The 17013-nt window shown below is 54.8% G+C and carries 18 protein-coding genes; 2 read left to right on the top strand and 16 right to left on the bottom strand.

Going from position 1 to position 17013, the window contains the following annotated elements; all coding sequences use genetic code 11:
* The first annotated feature begins 76 nt into the window (after positions 1–76).
* A complete protein-coding gene (tatE, locus tag NP77_RS04300) occupies positions 77–280 on the top strand; it encodes a twin-arginine translocase subunit TatE (protein WP_003854033.1) in 204 nt (67 codons plus the stop codon).
* 122 nt (positions 281–402) lie between these two features.
* On the opposite strand, the gene lipA is transcribed toward tatE, so the two are convergent.
* The 13 genes from lipA to leuS form a co-directional block, all read right to left on the bottom strand.
* Positions 403–1368 carry a lipoyl synthase gene (gene lipA, locus NP77_RS04305; RefSeq protein ID WP_003854032.1) on the bottom strand — a complete coding sequence of 322 codons (966 nt, stop codon included), beginning with the start codon at positions 1366–1368 and terminating at the stop codon, positions 403–405.
* Positions 1369–1537: 169 nt separating this feature from the next.
* Positions 1538–2197 (bottom strand): lipoyl(octanoyl) transferase LipB, encoded by a 660-nt coding sequence (gene lipB / locus NP77_RS04310; protein WP_008924997.1) that lies wholly within the window; start codon positions 2195–2197, stop codon positions 1538–1540.
* 80 nt (positions 2198–2277) lie between these two features.
* Positions 2278–2541, bottom strand: a complete 264-nt coding sequence (gene ybeD, locus NP77_RS04315) for a DUF493 family protein YbeD (RefSeq protein ID WP_003854030.1) — start codon at positions 2539–2541, stop codon at positions 2278–2280.
* A 100-nt stretch (positions 2542–2641) separates the two neighbouring features.
* Positions 2642–3853 (bottom strand): D-alanyl-D-alanine carboxypeptidase DacA, encoded by a 1212-nt coding sequence (gene dacA, locus NP77_RS04320; protein ID WP_003854029.1) that lies wholly within the window; start codon positions 3851–3853, stop codon positions 2642–2644.
* A gap of 131 nt (positions 3854–3984) precedes the next feature.
* Positions 3985–5061, bottom strand: coding sequence for an endolytic peptidoglycan transglycosylase RlpA (gene rlpA / locus NP77_RS04325; protein ID WP_003854028.1), 1077 nt, complete (start codon positions 5059–5061; stop codon positions 3985–3987).
* A 10-nt stretch (positions 5062–5071) separates the two neighbouring features.
* Entirely contained in the window at positions 5072–6184 is a 1113-nt protein-coding gene (mrdB, locus tag NP77_RS04330) for a peptidoglycan glycosyltransferase MrdB (protein WP_033743010.1), read from the bottom strand.
* An 8-nt stretch (positions 6185–6192) separates the two neighbouring features.
* On the bottom strand, positions 6193–8097 hold the full coding sequence (gene mrdA, locus NP77_RS04335; protein WP_003854026.1) for a peptidoglycan DD-transpeptidase MrdA: 1905 nt from the start codon (positions 8095–8097) through the stop codon (positions 6193–6195).
* 34 nt (positions 8098–8131) lie between these two features.
* Positions 8132–8602 (bottom strand): 23S rRNA (pseudouridine(1915)-N(3))-methyltransferase RlmH, encoded by a 471-nt coding sequence (gene rlmH, locus NP77_RS04340; protein ID WP_008103678.1) that lies wholly within the window; start codon positions 8600–8602, stop codon positions 8132–8134.
* Between the two features lie 3 nt (positions 8603–8605).
* Positions 8606–8923, bottom strand: a complete 318-nt coding sequence (rsfS, locus tag NP77_RS04345; protein ID WP_003854023.1) for a ribosome silencing factor — start codon at positions 8921–8923, stop codon at positions 8606–8608.
* Positions 8924–9015: 92 nt separating this feature from the next.
* Positions 9016–9660 carry a nicotinate-nucleotide adenylyltransferase gene (gene nadD, locus NP77_RS04350; RefSeq protein WP_039659158.1) on the bottom strand — a complete coding sequence of 215 codons (645 nt, stop codon included), beginning with the start codon at positions 9658–9660 and terminating at the stop codon, positions 9016–9018.
* The gene (gene holA / locus NP77_RS04355) at positions 9653–10684 is read right to left on the bottom strand and encodes a DNA polymerase III subunit delta (protein WP_039659159.1); all 1032 of its coding nucleotides are present in this window, start codon (positions 10682–10684) and stop codon (positions 9653–9655) included. The genes nadD and holA overlap by 8 nt, the downstream gene beginning before the upstream one ends.
* A complete protein-coding gene (lptE, locus tag NP77_RS04360) occupies positions 10681–11280 on the bottom strand; it encodes an LPS assembly lipoprotein LptE (protein WP_003854016.1) in 600 nt (199 codons plus the stop codon). Before lptE ends, holA begins: the two co-directional genes overlap by 4 nt.
* A 14-nt stretch (positions 11281–11294) precedes the next feature.
* Positions 11295–13877, bottom strand: a complete 2583-nt coding sequence (gene leuS / locus NP77_RS04365; RefSeq protein WP_008925002.1) for a leucine--tRNA ligase — start codon at positions 13875–13877, stop codon at positions 11295–11297.
* 222 nt (positions 13878–14099) lie between these two features.
* On the opposite strand from leuS, the gene NP77_RS04370 reads away from it, so the two are divergent.
* Positions 14100–14582, top strand: coding sequence for a zinc ribbon-containing protein (locus NP77_RS04370; protein WP_003854013.1), 483 nt, complete (start codon positions 14100–14102; stop codon positions 14580–14582).
* 45 nt (positions 14583–14627) lie between these two features.
* On the opposite strand, the gene NP77_RS04375 is transcribed toward NP77_RS04370, so the two are convergent.
* The 3 genes from NP77_RS04375 to NP77_RS04385 are packed head-to-tail and all read right to left on the bottom strand — an operon-like array spanning position 14628 to position 16771.
* Positions 14628–15353 (bottom strand): amino acid ABC transporter ATP-binding protein, encoded by a 726-nt coding sequence (locus NP77_RS04375; protein WP_003854011.1) that lies wholly within the window; start codon positions 15351–15353, stop codon positions 14628–14630.
* Positions 15354–16031 carry a glutamate/aspartate ABC transporter permease GltK gene (gene gltK / locus NP77_RS04380; RefSeq protein ID WP_003854008.1) on the bottom strand — a complete coding sequence of 226 codons (678 nt, stop codon included), beginning with the start codon at positions 16029–16031 and terminating at the stop codon, positions 15354–15356.
* A complete protein-coding gene (locus tag NP77_RS04385; protein WP_003854005.1) occupies positions 16031–16771 on the bottom strand; it encodes an amino acid ABC transporter permease in 741 nt (246 codons plus the stop codon). The genes gltK and NP77_RS04385 overlap by 1 nt, the downstream gene beginning before the upstream one ends.
* Positions 16772–17013: the final 242 nt, after the last annotated feature.

Here is a 17013-nt window from a genome sequence, read left to right on the forward strand (position 1 = left end):
AGATTCCAGTTGTCGCCGCAGGCAAACTGCGCGTAAATAACAGTCACCGTGATTTGAATAAGTTGAAAGGTTAAATATGGAAGGTATCAGTATTGCCAAGCTGCTGATTATCGGTGCGCTTATCGTACTGCTTTTTGGTACCAACAAGTTGCGCTCACTGGGCGGCGATCTGGGCTCCGCGATTAAGGGCTTCAAAAAAGCCATGAAAGACGAAGATACCAGCGCAACCCGAACAACCGCTGAAGACGTACCGGCAGAACGTGTCGTTCATAAAGATTAATCGGTTATTTGCTGAAAATAACTGTTACTTTTTATTTCAGGCAACGTCAGGCACGCATAAAAAAACCAGGCTGTTTCCAGTCTGGTTTTTTGTTTTTCAGGCTTCTGATAGCGGAGGCCGGCTTATTTCACTTCTTCGCCTTTGGCCTGCATATCCGCATGATAGGAAGAGCGGACAAACGGACCGCATGCGGCATGGGTGAAGCCCATCGCCATCGCTTCTTCTTTCATCTCATCAAATTCAGCCGGGCTGACGTAGCGCTGAACCGGCAGGTGGTGACGGCTCGGCTGCAGATACTGGCCCAGAGTCAGCATGGTGACACCGTGGCGACGCAGATCGCGCATCACTTCCACGATTTCGGCGTTGGTCTCACCCAGCCCAACCATCAGACCCGATTTGGTCGGGATATCCGGATGCGCTTCTTTGAACCGCTCCAGCAATTTCAGTGACCATTCGTAGTTAGCGCCCGGCCGCACCTGGCGGTAGACGCGTGGTACGTTTTCCAGATTGTGGTTAAACACATCCGGTGGCGTTGCGGTGAGAATTTCCAGCGCACGGTCCATGCGGCCACGGAAGTCCGGAACCAGTGTTTCAATTTTAATCGTGGGATTTTTTTCGCGAATGGCGCGGATACAGTCTGCAAAATGTTGTGCACCGCCATCACGTAAATCATCGCGGTCAACAGAGGTGATCACGACGTAGCGCAGGCCCATATCGGCAATCGTCTGCGCCAGTTTTGCCGGTTCGTTAGCATCAGGCGCATTAGGACGGCCATGTGCCACATCGCAGAACGGACAACGACGGGTACAGATAGCACCTAGAATCATAAAGGTGGCAGTACCGTGGTTGAAGCATTCAGCAAGGTTAGGGCAGGAGGCCTCTTCGCAGACTGAGTGCAGCCCGTTTTTACGCATCGCGGCTTTAATGCCCTGAATACGACTGGAGTCAGCTGGCAGCTTGATTTTCATCCATTCCGGCTTACGCAACATCTCCTGCCGTTCAACAGCCACGGTTTTCACCGGGATCAGCGCCATTTTGTCTGCGTCACGATATTTGACGCCGCGTTCCATCTGAATTGGTTTACTCATAAATCAGCAGGTTCCGGTCGGATTGCGATTTGAAAGCGTTCCCACTCAAACCGGGAAGGGGGCTTTCAACTTTATTTGAAAAAAGTGCAAAAATTATATCATCACATCGCCTGCGAAGCAGCCACAGTCAGCACGGATACGTTACATATTTGTAAATTCGCATTCTGCGTTAAGGCTTAACAGGGAGATCGCCTGATATCCATTCAACATTTTCATAACCTGACAGCCGCGCAAAGGCGCTGACCAGCGGAGAACGTACCTGCTCCGTTGTCACCTCTGGCTCAAAATTTTTCAACTGGGTCATGCTCATCCCGGCGTAACCACAGGGATTGATGCGCAGGAAAGGAGATAAATCCATGGCCACATTCAGCGCCAGGCCGTGAAATGAACAGCCTTTGCGGATGCGTAATCCCAGTGAACAGATTTTCTCTTCCCCGACATAAACGCCAGGAGCATCCGCGCGGGCGCGGGCGCTGACGCCGAACTCTGCCAGCGTCGCGATTACCGTCTCTTCCAGAATGGTCACCAGCTGGCGCACGCCGAGTTTACGGCGTTTCACATCGATCAGGACGTACATCACCTGCTGTCCCGGCCCGTGATAGGTCACCTGACCGCCACGATCGCTCTGCACCACCGGAATATCGCCTGGCATCAGCAGATGCTCCGCTTTTCCCGCCTGACCCTGCGTAAAGACCGGAGGATGCTCGACCAGCCAGATTTCGTCACGACTCTGGTCATCGCGCTGGTCGGTGTAGTGATGCATGGCGTCGGAGACAGATTGCCAGTCGCACAGACCGGACTGACGGACAAAGAGGGTTTCAACTGACAAAACGATAGCCCGCTAAAGGAAATAACGTTAAGAATAACGTCGGCAAACCGTCAGGCAGAGGCGCCTTGCCGACCCGTAAATTACAGGACCATCCGCACGATTTCGATGTTGCCCAGCTCTTCGTACAGGCGTTCAACCTGCTCGATGTGGGTGGCGGTGATAGTGATGTTTACGGAGTGATAGTTGCCTTTGCTGCTCGGCTTAACTTCAGGGCTGTAGTCGCCGGGCGCATGACGTTGCACCACTTCAACCACTTGATCAACCAGCTCCGGTTGCGCCAGACCCATTACTTTGTAGGTAAACGGGGTAGGAAATTCGAGCAGCTCATTCAGTTTGGTTTTCATATTAACTCCGGTGCATAAAAAACAGGCTCCCGCCTGAGCGGGAGCATCATAATATCCTGTAATGGGGGCAGAGGGGTGATTTTTCAATCACCCCTTACGCTTAACCGAACCAGTGATGGAACATCAGTTTGATGTAATCAACGATACGGCCGAAGAAACCACCCTCAGAGACTTCGTTCAGCACCACCAGAGGACGCTGTTCGATAGTTTTGCCATCCAGCTGGAAGTTGATGCTGCCCACAACCTGGTTTTTCTTCAGTGGCGCGTGCAGTTCTGTATTGGTCAGCACATAGCTGGCTTTCAGATCTTTCATACGGCCACGTGGAATGGTCAGGTAAGCATCTTTTTCCACGCCCAGCTGCACACGGTCATTATCACCAAACCAGACTGGCTCAGAAGCGAACTCTTTGCCTGCTTTCAGTGGCGCAACAGTTTCAAAGAAACGGAAGCCCCAGGTGAGCAGTTTCTTGCTCTCAGTTTCACGGCCTTTATAGGTATGACCGCCCATCACAGCGGAGATCAGGCGCATCTGGCCTTCGGTCGCTGACGCCACCAGGTTGTAACCGGCTGAGTTAGTATGACCGGTTTTGATCCCATCCACATTCAGGTTGGTATCCCACAGCAGACCATTACGGTTCATCTGACGGATATTATTGAAGGTGAACTCTTTCTCTTTATAAACAGCATACTCTTCCGGTACGTCGCGGATCAGCGCCTGGCCGATCAACGCCATGTCGCGCGCGGAGCTGTACTGACCTTCCGCGTCCAGGCCATGAACGGTCCCGAAGTGGGTATTCTGCAGGCCAAGCGCTTTGACGTAGTTGTTCATCAGGTTAACAAAGGCATCCTGACTGCCAGCGACATAGTCAGCCATCGCAACGCAGGCGTCGTTACCGGACTGCAGGACAATGCCACGGGTCAGCTGTGAAACCGGCACGCGATCGCCTGGTTTCAGGAACATCAGCGAAGAACCTTTAAACACCGGGTTGCCGGTCGCCCAGGCATCCGGGCCGACGGTCACCAGATCATCCTGATGAATTTTGCCCGCTTTCACGGCCTGACCAATGACATAGCTGGTCATCATCTTGGTCAGACTGGCAGGATCGCGGCGTGCATCGGCGTTTTTCTCTGCCAGCACTTTGCCTGAGTTGTAGTCGATGAGGACATACGCTTCGGCATCAATGTCCGGCACGCCCGGAATCATGGTCTTGAGATTGACGTCATCAGCAATAGCAGCATGGCTGAGAGAGATAGCGATCAGTGATCCCACTGTCAGGCGTTTCAGTAAACGAGATGATTTCAGCGTGTTCATGTGTAGGACTACAACATCCGTGAGTTTGAGGTTAAAAATGTCACTCATCATAACCAATGCCAGATTTTCTGGCACCGGGCATGATGATTGGGTTGTTAGCAGACGTAACCTGCAGTGCTCTGAACCACGGTTCAGCGACGTGTGTTCGTAATAAATGACGCGGCCTGGCCTTCACTGCTCAGGCGCTGTTGCAGCGCAGCCGCTTCGGCGCGGGAGGCATAACCACCAAGCTGTACGCGATAGACATTGTTGCCCGCGTTTTCAACCTTGCCGGGCACACCATAACGCTGGCTCAGGCTTTTCATCATCTGCTGCGCACGCGCCGGATCGTTCAGCGCACCAACCTGCACCACATAGCCATCGGCGGAACCACTGCTGGCTGCAGGCGAGGCACTGGCTGCTGCGGGTGCGGAACTGGCAGGTGCGGCGGCTGGCGGCTCGTTACCTTCCAGTACACCGTTCGCTAATGGCTGGGGTGCGCCAAGAAAGCCGCTGCTCTGGACTGGCGCGCCCATGTTGTCACTGCTCTGCAGCGTGCTGTTGCTGATGGCTTCAACATTCTGTGCAGGCGGTTCAGAAGGGGCTGCACTGCCGCCGTTCATCACCGCGCCGCCACTCAGATCCGGGCGGGCAGGCAGAGAGTAGCTCTGTTTGGCTACCACGGTTCCGATGGTGCCGGGACCTGAGAGCGTGCCGTCGGGTGCGACCTTGATGTAGTCGACGCGTACCCGCGAATTGTTGGAGATATTCAGGCGATCACCGGCAGCCCGCGACAGGTCGATAATGCGTCCCGGCGTGTAGGGACCGCGATCGTTAACGCGCACCACAATCTGACGGCCATTCGCGATATTGGTCACACGCACATAGCTCGGCAGCGGCAGAGTAGGGTGAGCCGCAGTCAGCGCATCGGGATCGTAAGCTTCACCGGTGGCGGTGCGGTTGCCCTGTGCCTCTTCACCGTACCAGGTTGCCAGACCGACTTCGCTGTAGTTCGACGGATCTTTGATGATGCGATAATTTTTGCCGTTAACGCTGTAATCCTGGCTGGTGCCCGGATTGATTGGCTCATAACGTGGCTCAACGCCTGGAATCTCTACCACCGGTCCGTTGTAAGCCGGTTGCGGCGGCGCCGTATTTTGGGGTTCGGGCGTGGTACAGGCCGCCAGAACCAGTGATGCCAGTGCAACGCCAAGCCATTCCTTACGCATCTGCAGCCTCTTAGACACTTTTAGATAACATTTTTCGGTGAGTGTGGATCGACATCACAATGCCAAATCCCGCCATAAGCACGATAAGCGCGGAGCCGCCATAACTGACCAGCGGCAGCGGCACGCCAACTACCGGTAAGATACCACTAACCATGCCAATATTAACGAAAACATAAACGAATAAAATCAGCATTAAACCGCCCGCCATAACACGGCCAAAGGTGGTCTGCGCCCGGGCTGCTACCACCAGTCCCCGCATGATCAGCAGCAGATAGAGGGCGAGCAGCAGCAGCACGCCGACCAGCCCTAACTCTTCGGCCAGGACCGCGAAGATAAAGTCAGTATGACGTTCCGGCAAAAACTCCAGCTGAGACTGGGTGCCCTGCAACCAGCCTTTGCCGCGCAGTCCGCCCGAGCCAATCGCGATTTTCGACTGGATGATGTGATAACCGGCACCCAGCGGGTCCGTTTCCGGATCGAGCAGCATCATGACGCGGTCGCGCTGATAGTCGTGCATCAGGAAGAACCACAGAATCGGGATAAAGGCGGCGACCAGCAGTACCGCCACGCTAATCAGTTTCCAGCTCATTCCTGAGAGGAAAAGCACAAACAGGCCTGAGGCGGCAATCAGAATCGAGGTGCCGAGATCGGGCTGTGCGGCCACCAGCAGAGTAGGCAGGAAGATCAGAATCAGCGCGATACCGGTATTTTTCAGCGTCGGCGGACAGACATCGCGGTTGATAAAGCGCGCCACCATCAGCGGCACCGCGATCTTGGCAATCTCCGAAGGCTGGAAACGCACAAAGCCGAGATCGAGCCAGCGCTGGGCCCCTTTACTGATCTGTCCAAAAGCATCCACTGCCACCAGCAGGATGACGCAGACAATATAGAGATAGGGCGCCCAGCCTTCATAAACGCGCGGCGGCACCTGCGCCAGCACAATCATGATCACCAGACCCATCGCGATCTGCCCGAGTTTACGCTCCATCATGCCAGGATCCTGTCCGCTGGCACTCCAGATCACCACGGCGCTGTAGGTCAGCAGCGCGAGAATGATCAGCATAAACATCGGATCGATGTGGATGCGCATCCAGATCGATCGTTTCTGCGGACTATCTTGCATCGACATGTTTATTCACCTTCATAACCGGGCGGCACAGGGGCGGCGTCCGGCAGAACTGTATTGTTATCACCCAACATAATGTGATCCAGAATCTGGCGCATGACGGTGCCGACAGCCGGACCGGCGCCACCGTTTTCCAGGATAATGGTCACAGCGACCCGAGGTTTGTCATAAGGGGCAAACGCGGTCATTAATTTATGGTCGCGTAATCGTTCAGCAATTTTATGGGCGTTATACGTTTCGTTCTCTTTCAGGCCGAAGACCTGTGCTGTACCGGACTTGGCGGCGATTTTATAGGGCGCATCAGCAAAACTCTTGTGCGCGGTACCATTAGGGCGATTCGCCACGCCGTACATGCCATCTTTGGCGATTTCCCAGAAGCCGGAATGGATATCACCAATCGGGGCCTCAGGCGGCTGACGATAGGGCACCAGGGTACGACCTTCGCGGGTAGCACGCAGCATATGCGGCACCTTGACGACACCGTCATTGATTAAAATCATCATCGCTTTGTTCATCTGCAGCGGGGTTGCCGTCCAGTAACCCTGACCGATCCCCACCGGAATGGTATCACCCTGATACCACGGCTTTTTAAACCGTTTCATTTTCCAGTCGCGGGTAGGCATATTACCGGCGCTCTCCTGCGGCAAATCGATGCCGGTACGGCTGCCATAACCAAATTTGTTCATCCACTCCGACAGGCGGTCAATACCCATGTCGTAGGCGACCTGATAGAAGAAGGTATCAGCAGACTCTTCCAGTGCTTTGGTGACGTTCAGACGGCCGTGGCCCCACTTTTTCCAGTCACGAAAACGCTTTTCTGAACCCGGAAGCTGCCACCAGCCGGGATCAAACAGACTGGTGTTACGGTTGATCACGCCCGCACTCATGGCAGAAACCGCGACATAAGGTTTGACTGTGGAAGCCGGTGGGTAAGCCGCCTGAATGGCGCGGTTGTAGAGCGGGCGGTTTTCATCTTCCAGCAGTCCACGGTAATCCTTACTGGAAATACCGTCGACAAATAAGTTGGCATCGTAGCTCGGCGTAGAGACCATGGCGAGAATTTCGCCGGTGCGCGGGTCGCTGACCACCACTGCTGCGCGACTTCCCGCCAGCAGAGTCTCGACATATTGCTGCAGTTTGAGATCGATCGTCAGATAGATATCACGCCCAGCCTGAGGTGACTCCTCATGCAACTGGCGAATAACGCGGCCACGATTGTTAACCTCTACCTCTTCAAAGCCGGTTTTGCCGTGCAGCAAACTCTCGTAATACGCTTCAATCCCCAGCTTACCGATATCGTGTGTTGCGGCATAGTTCGGCCATATGCCCTCTTTATCGAGGCGGGCAACGTCACGGTCGTTGATTTTTGACACGTAGCCGACGACATGCGTCAGCGTGGCACCGTAAGGATAGTAGCGGCGCTGATAACCTTTCACTTCCACGCCGGGGAAACGGTACTGATTAACCGCAAAGCGCGCCACCTGCACTTCATTCAGACCGGTTTTAACCGGGATAGAGGTGAAACGACGTGAGCGTTTACGCTCTTTCTGGAAATTCTCGAGGTCTTCATCCGTCAGCTCAAGAACCGGACGTAAGTTTTCCAGCGTCTGTTGCAGGTTATCGACTTTTTCCGGGACAAGTTCAGCCTGATAGATGGTGCGGTTCAGTGCCAGCGGGGTGCCGGTACGATCGTAAATTATGCCGCGACTGGGCGCGACAGGCACCAGTTTGATGCGGTTCTGGTTAGAGCGGGTGCTGTAATCATCAAAGCGAAGAATCTGCAGGTGGTAGAGGTTAACCACCAGAATTGACGAGAGCAGTAAGATACCGACGAAGGCGATAAACGCCCGACGGACAAAGAGTTTCTGTTCGGCGCTGTAATCGCGAAAGGCGTTGCTTTGTAATTTCATCCGCTACTTGTCATGTCTGATGTGGGCTGATCGGTCATTCACGATGATAAGGATGATTTGTCGTTATACTCCAGGCACGATACAGACTTTCGGCTACCAGCACGCGCACCAGCGGATGGGGCAACGTCAATGCTGACAGTGACCAGCTCTGTTCTGCCGCCGCTTTACAGGCGGGGGCCAGGCCTTCGGGCCCGCCAATCAGCAGGCTGACATCGCGACCATCAAGCTTCCAGCGTTCAAGCTGCTGTGCCAGCTGCGGGGTTTCCCACGGTTGGCCCGGAATATCCAGCGTGACGATGCGATTACCTTTGCCGACCGCCGCCAGCATCGCTTCACCCTCTTTTTCAAGAATGCGTTTGATATCAGCATTTTTACCGCGCTTACCTGCGGTAACTTCGATCAGCTCAAACGGCATATCTTTCGGGAAGCGGCGCAGGTATTCCATAAAACCGGTCTGCACCCAGTCAGGCATTTTGGTGCCGACGGCAACGAGTTGCAGTTTCACCGATTAGCTCCAGAGTTTTTCCAGCTCATACAGCTGGCGACTCTCTTCCTGCATCACATGCACGATGACATCGCCCAGATCAACCACGACCCAGTCTGCCGCGCTTTTACCTTCAATGCCTAATGGCATCAGGCCAGCTAAACGGGATTCCTGCTCAACGTGTTCTGCGATCGAAGTCACATGACGCGTGGAGGTACCGGTGCAGATGATCATGTAATCGGTGATGCTGGATTTGCCCTGAACGTCGATGGTAACAATGTCCTGGCCTTTAAGATCATCAATTTTATCAATAACGAACTCTTGGAGTGCTTTACCTTGCAAAAGGTTCCCCTTGGAATCTGGTAGTAACGAGCCGGCTGTAAGCCCGGAGAGTGCAGCCAAAAAATTAAGCGGCGCAGTATAGCATGCCCGGATCAGTCGCGATATAAGCCTTCGCGGTCGATATAGTCGATAACCGCAGCGGGTAACAGGTCATCGCAGGGCTGATTTTGATGGCGACGGCGGCGAATTTCGGTCGCCGAAATATCATAGAGTGGGGTTTCCGCCAGCCAGATATGCCCCGCGGGCTGCTGATGCAGCTGCCGGATATCCTGAGCGACGTGTTGCTCAAGCCACGCCTGCATCTCTGGCGAGTCGAACCGGGTCGGATAGCCGGGACGCTGGCAGACCAGCAGATGGCAGAGTGACAGCAGATCCTGCCAGCGATGCCATTTGGACAGGCTCAGCAGGGAATCCTGACCAATGATAAAGGCCAGCGGCTGCTCTGCACTGCGTTCTTCGCGCCAGGCTTCCAGGGTGGTCACGGTCCAGGAGGGTGTGTCACGTTCCAGCTCCCGGGTATCTATTTCAAACAGCGGTAAGCCACGGATAGCGCAGCGCAGCATAGCAACCCGCTGAGACGCGCTGGCTTCCGGTTGTGGACGATGCGGGGGCACATTATTGGGCAGCAGCGTCACACGCTGTAAGCCGGTCTGCTGAGCCAGCGCTTCCACCGGGCGCAGATGGCCAAAATGGATCGGATCGAAGGTGCCACCAAACAGTGCGTGTAACTCAGACATGGGCAAAGCTCGTCGGAAAAGCGCGACTGCTGAGCAGCAGCGTCAGGGTTTGCAACTGCGGCCACACTGACTGACCATAATCCTGCTTCAGGGTGATCTCAATCTGACTCAGCAGATGAATGGCGCGTTGCAGACGGGTGGCATCCAGTCGCTGGAGTGCGTCGGTGAACAGCGCGCGGCGGTTTTGCCAGATACGCTGCTGATCCATCAGCGTGCGCAGTGGTTGCTGGGCCTGATGGCGTTGCAGATGCAACAGCGTCAGCAAATCGCGCTGCAGCGTACGCAGCAGAATCACGACTTCGCTCTCTTCTTTCTCCAGTTGGTGCAGGATATGCAGCGCGCGACGACTTTTACCCGCCAGCAGGGCATCCACCCAGTGGAAGGGCGTGAAGTGCGCGGCATCACTGACCGCCTCTTCGACCCGTGGCAGTGTCAGCTTGCCGTCCGGCCACTGCAGTGAGAGCCGCTCCAGCGCCTGCGCCAGCGCCAGCAGATTACCCTCATAGCAGTAACACAGCAGCTGTACTGCCGCGTCATCCACGGATAATTTCAGCGCTTTCGCGCGATTTACCACCCAGCGTGGCAATTGTGCCTGCTCTGGCGTCTGGCAGGGCACGACAACCGCAGAGGCAGCCAGTGCCTTAAACCAGGCGCTGTTTTCCTGCGCTTTGGTCAGCTTTGGCATCCGGCAGATCAGCAGAATATCGGCGTGCAGCAGCTGAGAGAGCTTAACCAGCTGCTCGGCCATGGCGGCGTTGGGGCCATTCTCGGGGAATTGCAGTGTCATCGTCTGACGCTGGGCAAACAGACTCAGTGACTGGCAGCTGACGAACAGGCTCTCCCAGTCGGTCTGGGCATCCAGCGTAAAACTAAAATGTTCGTCGAATCCCTGTGTGGTTGCGGCGGCACGGATGGCATCCGCGCTTTCCTGCAACAGCAGCGGTTCGTTACCGGCTAACAAATAACAGGCGCGCAGCCCCTCACGGAGCTGCGCGCTGAGTTGCTCAGGATAAATCCTGATCATTGCAGGCTGGTAGCAGAGGAAGAGGGCGCTTCCTGTGAACCCTGACCCGGCACCGAAATCACTGACGCTGGCAGAGTATCTTTGCTGTTCATCTGCGCGGCATGCACCGACAGCAGCTTACGAACCAGCTGTTCAGCTGCACGCTGACGCATCTCCTGCGTAATCAGGTCCTGCTCGGCATCTTTTGCCAGCGCCGCATTCGGGTTATCGAAGAACGAACGATAAACCGTGGTGCTGATGGGATAGATACCTTTGCCCGGCAACAGCACCTGCGCAGTGAGGGTCATCACCAGCTGATACTCGGCAGTGGTGCCGCTGATAAAGACCGAGGCTGTATTACGCCCTGACATTTCAGGACCCAGACGCAGTGTCGGAATATCGGTACGGGTCTGCTTGCTGTCTTCAACAATGGTGACATCGTTGATACGCAGTTGCTGACGTACAGTACGCGCCAGCGGACCATAAGGATCGCCGGTTGAAACAATCAGGGTTTTCAGTTCGCTGGGCACCTGCGTGGTGCCGCGCGGATGAAAACCACAGCCAGCGGTGATCACCACCGCCAGCATGACAAACAGCCTGATAATCGGATGTCGCACAGTTCCTCCTGAACTTAACCTACGACCAGGTTAAGCAGTTTGCCCGGTACATAAATGACTTTACGGATAGTCACGCCGTCCAGATACTTCGCCACCAGATGCTCCTGCGCAGCGCGTGCCTGAACCTGTTCCTGTGTTGCATCGGCGGGTACGGTGATTTTGCCGCGCACTTTACCGTTAACCTGTACCACCACCAGCAGTGAATCTTCAACCATAGCGGCTTCATCAGCAACCGGCCAGCTCGCTTCATCAATGGTGCCTTCGCCGCCCAGCGTCTGCCACAGAACATAGCAGGCGTGCGGGGTAAACGGATAGAGCAGACGGACGATAGCCAGCAGCGCTTCCTGCATCAGGGCGCGATCCTGCTCGCTCTCCTGCGGAGCGCGGGCCAGCTTGTTCATCAGCTCCATGATTGCCGCAATAGCGGTGTTGAAGGTCTGACGACGGCCGATATCATCCGCCACTTTGGCGATGGTTTTGTGCAGGTCACGACGCAGCGATTTCTGCTCGTCATTCAGGCTGTCCACATCCAGTGCCACGGTCGCACCCTGTGAGGTGTGCTCGTAGACCAGCTTCCAGACACGTTTCAGGAAGCGGTTAGCCCCTTCAACGCCCGATTCCTGCCACTCCAGCGTCATATCTGCTGGCGAAGCAAACATCATAAACAGACGTACGGTATCGGCGCCGTAACGCTCAACCATCAGCTGTGGATCGATGCCGTTGTTTTTCGACTTCGACATTTTGCTCATGCCCGCGTAGATCACGTCGCGGCCCTGCGTGTCGGTCGCTTTAATAATGCGGCCTTTCTCGTCACGCTCAACTTCAACGTCAACCGGGGAAACCCAGTTACGTTCGCCGTTGTTGCCCAGGTAGTAGAAGGCATCAGCAAGTACCATGCCCTGGCACAGCAGACGTTTTGCTGGCTCATTAGAGTTCACCAGGCCCGCGTCACGCAGCAGCTTGTGGAAGAAGCGGAAATACATCAGGTGCATGATGGCGTGTTCGATACCACCCACATACTGATCGACCGGCAGCCAGTAGTTTGCTGCGGCCGGGTCCAGCATGCCTTCCTTGTAGCTGGCGCAGGTATAACGCGCATAGTACCAGGAGGACTCCATAAAGGTGTCAAAGGTGTCCGTTTCACGCAGCGCTGGCTGACCGTTTACTGTGGTTTTCGCCCACTCCGGATCCGCTTTGATCGGGCTGGTAATGCCATCCATCACCACATCTTCCGGCAGGATAACCGGCAGCTGGTCTTCAGGTGTCGGCATCACAGTGCCATCTTCCAGCGTCACCATCGGGATAGGTGCACCCCAGTAGCGCTGACGGGAAACACCCCAGTCACGCAGACGGTAGTTCACTTTACGTACGCCCACGCTTTTTGCCGCCAGTGAATCCGCGATAGCGTTAAAGCCAGTTGCGTGATCCATGCCGTTGAACTCACCCGAGTTGAACAGGGCGCCTTTATCCGTCATCGCCGCAGCGCTGACGTCAGGAATGGAGCCATCCAGGTTGAGGATGACCGGCTTGATCGACAGATCGTATTTAGTGGCAAACTCCCAGTCACGCTGGTCGTGTGCCGGAACCGCCATCACGGCACCGGTGCCGTATTCCATCAGGACGAAGTTGGCGACCCAGACCGGAAGCAGCTCACCGGTCAGCGGATGAATAACAGACAGGCCGGTCGCCATGCCTTTCTTCTCCATGGTCGCCATATCGGCTTCGGCCACTTTGGTATTACGGCATTCCGCAATAAAGTCAGCCAGTGCCGGATTATTGACTGATGCCTGAGTGGCCAAAGGATGACCTGCTGCGACAGCCACATAGGTTGCGCCGATGAAGGTATCCGGGCGGGTGGTGTAGACTGTAACTTTCTCTTCGCTCTCTGCCACGTCGAAAGTGATTTCGACGCCTTCAGAACGACCAATCCAGTTACGCTGCATGGTTTTGACCTGTTCAGGCCACTCTTCCAGCGTATCCAGATCGTTCAGCAACTCTTCCGCATAATCGGTGATTTTGATAAACCACTGCGGGATCTCTTTACGCTCAACTTTGGTGTCGCAGCGCCAGCAACAGCCATCGATCACCTGCTCGTTCGCCAGCACCGTCTGATCGTTCGGGCACCAGTTCACTGCGGAGGTTTTTTTATAGACCAGGCCTTTTTCATACAGTTTGGTAAAGAACCACTGTTCCCAGCGGTAGTACTCAGGCTGGCAGGTGGCCAGTTCACGACTCCAGTCATAGCCAAAGCCCAGCAGTTTGAGCTGGTTTTTCATGTAGGCGATGTTGTCGTAAGTCCACGGGGCAGGTGCAGTATTGTTTTTAACCGCAGCGCCTTCTGCAGGCAGGCCGAAAGCATCCCAGCCAATCGGCTGTAGCACGTTTTTGCCGAGCATACGCTGATAGCGCGCGATTACGTCGCCGATGGTGTAGTTACGAACGTGACCCATGTGCAGGCGGCCAGAAGGATAGGGCAACATGGAGAGGCAATAGTATTTCTCTTTACCTTCCTGCTCAGTCACTTTAAACGTTTCGTTTTCATCCCAGTGCTGCTGCACACGGGATTCAATTTCTTCCGGGCGGTATTGCTCTTGCATGGCTGCCTGTGGTCCTTTATGAAAAACATTTTTCTGGCTCTAAGATCCGCATAGCATACCCATAAGGCCGCGTATCAACAACACTTCCCACTTTTGCTGGCACGATTTCTGCCGAAAGCGTCAGCCTCTTCACCCTTTTGTAATTCACTGTACAGACGACACGGCAAAAGCAACATTACGACTAAACTTAAGTCAGCGAGGGTCTGCATAAAGGAGAACAAAATGAATAAAGTGGCTCAGGAGTATCGCGAGTCGTTAGCCGTATTGACTGAACGTCTTCGTCAGGGCGATCGTAACCTTGATGAGCTGATTGCCGGGCGGCGAAGTCAGTTGCTGGTGCGCGATGATATGTCAGAAAGTGAGATTGACCAGGCGCTGCGTTCGGTGCGCCGTGATTTAGGCGAGTTTGCCCGAAGTTACAGCGATGCTGAAGAACCGCTGGCGGACTCACTGTTTATGCGCATTATCCGCGAGAGCGTCTGGAAAGAGCTGGCGGATATTACGGATAAAAGTCAGCTGGAGTGGCGTGAGGTCTTTCAGGATCTGCATCACCATGGTGTCTATCAGAGCGGTGAAGTGGTCGGTCTTGGCAATCTGGTGTGTGAAAAGTGCCAGTTTACCCGGGCAATCTATACGCCTGAGACCTTATCCCGTTGTCCGGAATGCGGCCACGATCAGTTCCAGCGTCAGCCTTTTGAACCCTGATAACAAACATTATGCGGGCCACATTGAGTGACCCGCATACGTTGTTTAGTGCAGAATTTTAGCGAGGAAATCTTTAGCGCGGTCAGACTGCGGATTATTAAAGAAGTCATCTTTGTTGGTGTCTTCGATAATTTTCCCTTCATCCATAAAGATCACGCGATTGGCGACTTTACGGGCAAAGCCCATCTCGTGTGTCACCACCATCATCGTCATCCCTTCCTGCGCCAGTTCAACCATCACATCCAGCACTTCATTGATCATTTCCGGATCCAGCGCGGAGGTCGGTTCATCAAACAGCATCGCAATAGGATCCATGCAGAGCGCACGCGCAATTGCCACGCGCTGCTGCTGACCGCCGGAGAGCTGGCCAGGAAACTTCTCCGCATGGGCTGACAGTCCCACACGCTTCAGCAGCTTCAGCCCTTTATCGCGGGCCGCCGCTTTGTCTCGCTTCAGCACTTTTACCTGCGCCAGCACCAGATTGTTAATAATGCTCAAATGCGGGAACAGCTCGAAGTGCTGGAACACCATTCCGACCTGACTGCGAAGCTGCGCCAGATTGGTTTTTTTGTTGTTCACTTCGGTGCCGTTGACGGAAATCACACCCTGCTGAACGGGCTCAAGTCCGTTCACGGTTTTGATGAGCGTCGATTTACCGGAGCCGGACGGGCCGCACACTACCACCACTTCACCGGTTTTGACTTCGGTTGAGCAGTCGGTCAGCACCTGAAAGTGACCATACCACTTAGAAACATTTTTCAGGCTAATCATTTAAACCGTCCTTTTTCTTTTTAGATAGCTGACCAACAGCGATGCGCTCAGGCTGATAACGAAGTAGACCAGACCTGCAAACAGAACCATTTCAACCTGGGTGCCGTCGCGCTCACCGATAGTCGACGCGGTACGGAAGAAGTCCGCCAGGCTTAACACATAAACCAGAGAGGTATCCTGGAACAGCACGATACCCTGCGTCAGTAACAGCGGAACCATGGCCCGGAATGCCTGCGGCAGAATAATCAGTTTCATGGCCTGCCACTGCGTCATACCCAGTGCCAGCGCGGCATTACCCTGGCCGCGTGAGATACTGATGATGCCGGCACGAATGATCTCTGAGTAGTACGCCGCTTCGAACAGTGAAAAGGCGACCATGGCTGAAATCAGGCGGATATCGGTTTTAGGCGACAGGCCCAGCACCTGTTGCAGGAAACTCGGCACCACCAGATAGAACCACAGCAGCACCATCACCAGCGGTACTGAGCGGAACAGGTTGACATAAATTTTGGCGAACCAGCTGATGGGCTTAAAGGTCGACAGACGCATTACCGCCAGCAGGGTGCCCCAAAGAATGCCGAAAACCACGGCGGTAATCGTGATCTTAAAGGTAATCACTAAGCCGTTAAGCAGATAGGGCAGGCTGGGCGCAATCGAACTCCAGTCAAAGTCGTACATTACTTGCCTCCCGCATTGCCTGGCAGCCGGACTTTGCGCTCGACCAGACTCATCAACAACATAATCACCAGGTTAATCGCGACGTAGGCCAGCGTAATGGCGGTAAAGGATTCATAGGCGTGAGCAGAATAGTCGAGCAACTTGCCCGCCTGTGCTGCCATATCCACCAGACCAATGGTGGAGGCGATAGCGGAGTTCTTGACCAGGTTCAGCATTTCCGAGGTCATCGGCGGAACAATCACGCGATACGCATTCGGCAGCAATACATAGCGGTAAGTCTGCGGCAGGGTTAATCCCATCGCCAGGCCAGCATTCTTCTGTCCACTCGGCAGTGACTGAATCGCCGCGCGCACCTGCTCGCAAACGCGGGCGGCGGTAAACAGGCCGAGACAGATCATGGAAGAGAGGAAGAACTGAATGTTGGGGTCCAGCTCAGACTTAAACCACATGCCGAGATTCTCGCCCACCAGCTCGGGCGCCACCAGATACCAGAAGAAGAACTGGACGATCAGCGGGATGTTACGAAACAGTTCGACATAGCAGGTGCCAATGGTCGACAGCAGGCGATTCGGCACGGTGCGCAGAATGCCAAAAAATGAACCCACGCAGAAAGCGATAATCCAGGCGCAGCAGGAGACGGCAATCGTCACCTGAAAACCGGACCACAGCCAGCCGAGGTAGGTCGTGTTACCGAACGGGGCCTGTTCGAGAAATATGCCCCAGTTCCAATCGATACCCATAACGAGCTCCGGAAAAAAAGGGTAGCTAAGCTACCCTGAAGATTGATGAACGGCGTTTTATGTCCTGACGCAGGGGAACGACCCGTGTCAGTCTGTCTGTCCATGCCGCGGTTTCAGCAATCGAGAGGGCAGCCAGGCCGCCCTTGTTATACCCGCCGTCTTTCAGGCTGCATTTTGTTGGCTATGTATGTCCACGCATCCGAATCATCTACCTGAGTAAGTTCCCCGGGATGCATGCTCTC

It is taken from the genome of Pantoea sp. MBLJ3 (assembly GCF_000816655.1).
Taxonomy (GTDB): domain Bacteria; phylum Pseudomonadota; class Gammaproteobacteria; order Enterobacterales; family Enterobacteriaceae; genus Pantoea; species Pantoea eucalypti.